The organism is Actinomycetes bacterium, from assembly GCA_035506535.1.
Classification (GTDB): Bacteria; Actinomycetota; Actinomycetes; order DATJPE01; family DATJPE01; genus DATJPE01.
The window spans coordinates 1-3,192 of the sequence record DATJPE010000051.1 but is presented as its reverse complement, the minus strand read 5'-3'; the positions used below and the strand labels follow the sequence as shown (position 1 = coordinate 3,192).

General features: G+C 73.2%; 5 protein-coding genes. All 5 read right to left on the bottom strand.

Features of this window, described 5'->3' with window-relative positions:
* Positions 1-468: hypothetical protein (locus tag VMI11_07540; protein HTY72265.1), on the bottom strand; the 468-nt coding region annotated here is incomplete at its 3' end.
* Positions 469-511: 43 nt separating this feature from the next.
* Positions 512-754, bottom strand: coding sequence for a hypothetical protein (locus VMI11_07535; GenBank protein HTY72264.1), 243 nt, complete (start codon positions 752-754; stop codon positions 512-514).
* On the bottom strand, positions 754-1,377 hold the full coding sequence (locus tag VMI11_07530; GenBank protein ID HTY72263.1) for a hypothetical protein: 624 nt from the start codon (positions 1,375-1,377) through the stop codon (positions 754-756). The genes VMI11_07535 and VMI11_07530 overlap by 1 nt, the downstream gene beginning before the upstream one ends.
* Before the next feature lie 83 nt (positions 1,378-1,460).
* Entirely contained in the window at positions 1,461-1,811 is a 351-nt protein-coding gene (locus tag VMI11_07525) for a hypothetical protein (protein HTY72262.1), read from the bottom strand.
* A 360-nt stretch (positions 1,812-2,171) separates the two neighbouring features.
* Positions 2,172-3,192: hypothetical protein (locus VMI11_07520; GenBank protein ID HTY72261.1), on the bottom strand; the 1,021-nt coding region annotated here is incomplete at its 5' end.

Below are 3,192 nucleotides of genomic sequence, written 5' to 3'. Positions count from 1 at the left end.
CGCACACTCAGGGTGGACCGCCTGGATGGCCTTGTTCACCTGCTCTCCCAAGGTCGCCTTGAAGTTCGCGAGCCCCGGGCCCGGGTGACCGTCGAGCGAGCAGCCGGTCTGAACGGGCGGCACGGCCACGCAGCCCTTCGCGGGGTCCGAGCACGCCTGGCCAGCGGGGCACGACGCGGGGCACGTCGCCGGCGGGGTCACCGCCACGCAGCCTTGTCCCGGGTCGACGCACTCATGTCCGGCCGGACACGAGGCCGGACAGGACGGCTTCACGGAGCAGCCGGCCGCCGCGAGCGCGTCCTGGGCCGCGACGCACGCCTGGGACGCCTCCTGCCCCGCGGGGCAGGCGGCCTGCCTCAGCTCCCCGAGGAGCTTGCAGTCGACGACCGGGGTCACCGGGACGCCGTGGAGCGCGCACGCCGGCGAGACCGCCAGCGCCAGAGCGACGACGAGCAGCTTCAGCTTCACTTTTCCTCCAGCAGCGGGGTCACCCGCGCCCAGTCCGTCCTGATCACTGCGTCGCGGCCGCGACCGGGACCGCGGGCGCGGGCTGCGCGACCGTGGCCGCCGTCGCCGCCGCCGCGTCCCCCGTCGCCTGGTAGGTCGTCCACCAGGTGACGACGCGCGCCATCGCGTCCGTCGCCGCCTGGAACGCGGTCCCCGAGGTCGACCCGCCCTGGATCGCCACGACGATCGCGGCCTTCGCGATCTCGAAGTCCGCGAGGACGTACCGGAGGTCGTCGACCCCGCCCATCAGCTCGCCTCCCCCGCCTCGAAGACCTCGGCCCACGCGCCGTCGGGCCCCGGCCGCCCGACCGGGTGCGCCTCGCACCACGCCTCGGCGCCCGCCGGGTCGACGGCCTGGGGGACCGTGCCGAACCCCCAGCCGACCGCGGCGCAGACCTCCGCGGCGAGGTACGAGCAGATCGGCCGCGAGTCGACGAAGAACAGCGCCGGGACGTCGACGTGCGTCAGGCGCTTGGCGAGGAAGCCGAGGAGCTTCCACCAGCCGTAGGTGTCGCCGTCGTAGCTCCGCGCCCGCCGGACGAAGGCGTCGAGCTGCGTCGGCGTCGGCCCCGGGACGTGCCGGAAGACCCGGACCCGGAACCCGGCGCCCTCGTACTCGTCGCGGTGCTCCGGCCACCAGGGGCCGTCGTAGACCTTCCAGAGCGCCTCGACGACGCCGGCGAGCGGGCCCCCGACCCCGGGCGGCGGGACGAGCCAGCCGGACCCGACGACCACGCCCATGTGGTTCGTCCAGGAGCCGGAGCCCTCGCCCCAGCGGATCAGGCGCGCGAGGACGGTCGTCCCGCGCCCGAAGAAGACGTCGCCCGCCTCGGCCCAGTAGCCGACCCGCTCCTGCGTGCCGCTCGACATCGCTCGCGCCTCCTGGCGTCGGTGCGGGGACCCCGGGGAGGGGCCCACGCCTCTTATCTTACCACGTCCGGGGCCCCGCGGGGTTAACCCTTCGGCACGTACGCCGCGCGTCCCCCCATCAGCACGCTGGCCGCGGGCTCCGGCGCCCGGCGCGCGCGGCGCAGGACCCGGAGGCCGTTCGCCCAGCGCCTCAGCCCCGCGAGGAAGACGCCCCGAGGCTCGACCCGCACGCCCCCGGCCGCCACCCGCTCGAGGTTCGCCCCGACGGAGACGGGGTCGTTCGCGCAGGCGACCCGCGCCGGCGACGGCACGTCGAGCCTCGGCGACGTCAGCCGCAGCAGCTCCTCCGGCGACACGCGCCTGCGCCCGGTCGCCACGTCCGCCAGGGCCCGCGCGCACTCGCGCTGCCCGAACGTCTGGAACTTGTCTCTCACGCCCACGCGTCCTCCCCTACGCCGGTGGCCGCCGGCGACGGCCCGCCTCTTACACCGACAGTTCTAGAGGTCCGAACGCGACCCAGCGCTGGCACCCCGGGTTCCGCGGTGGGAACGCGAGGCGCCAGAAGCTCACCGGGCAGGTCAAGCCCCCTCGCGCGCGGAGCCTTCGGCCGGCGACGTCGACGTATTCCTTGCGGCGGAACCACTCCCGGGCGGGGTTGAGCGGCCAATCGAACCACAGGTGGGCTAACCGGTGGCCGACGTGCAGCGTCACCCCGACCCGGCACAGCTCGACCCTGACCCGCCCGCACGACCACGTGTACATGTTCAGGCGGGTGAAAGAGTCCCACGCCTTCGTCACCCCCACGTCACCCCTCCCCTCTTCCTCTCCGGCGGGTGCCCCGCGCCACCCTCTTTGACTGAGGCCCAGTCGGCCTCAGTCAAGCGGACCGGCCGGCCCTCGTGGTACCTGATGGGCGGGTGCAGCGGCCGCCCCTTCGCGTCCCTCTCGACGTCGAAGTCGACACCCTCCCACGGGAGCCCGCCGCGGTACTGGCAGCCGCGGAACGTCCCACTGACTGGTCTTCCAGACCAGTCAGCGACGCGTACCCCGGACTCCCGCATGGGCAGCTCGAGCGTCAACGCCCCCGCCGCGGCGTTGACGAGGTCGTCGTGGCCGTTCGGCGCGTGGTCGATCACTGGCCTTCCGGAACCTCGAGCAACGTGACGTTCCAAGCCGACCGCTTGCGCGGTCAGTCTTGGAACGTCAAGCAGCGCGACTTGCCGCGAGTTCACCAGGGGCAGGGTCTCGGCGTATATCTCGCTTTTTGACCTGTCGCTCACGCGATAGGTCAAACCACGTCTCCGAAACGCGTCGGACACCCACTCGCCGGAGTAGCGGTCCCCCGTCACGGCGCCGACCCTGTAGGGTCGGAGCCGGGACACGACTTCGTCCACGGCGACTTCCGGGGCGAACGGGGCCCGGACCTCGTGCACCATGTCGAGGACCCGCCGCGCCCCCTCCGTGTGCGCGACCGCGCAGCAGAAGCTGTCATGCGACCCACCGGATGCGTCGACAAAGGCGTCATAGGAGACAGACCCGGACGGCGGGCGCTCGATGACGCCTTTGTCGACGCAGGCGTTGACCGCCTCCCACGAGAACAGCGACTCGACGTCCTGGCGGAACTCGCCGAGGTACTCGGCCTTCGCCGACTCGGGGTCCTCCTCCATCGCGCGCTCGACCTCGGCCTTGTCGAACGTGGGGTTCAGCTCGAGCGTGGGGGCCCGGAGCCAGACGTGGGACCAGTTGACCCCGTCGGGTGCCAGTTGGCCCCCGGCGGCGTCAAAGCGCTGGTTCGCCCGCCACAGCTCGCCGCTC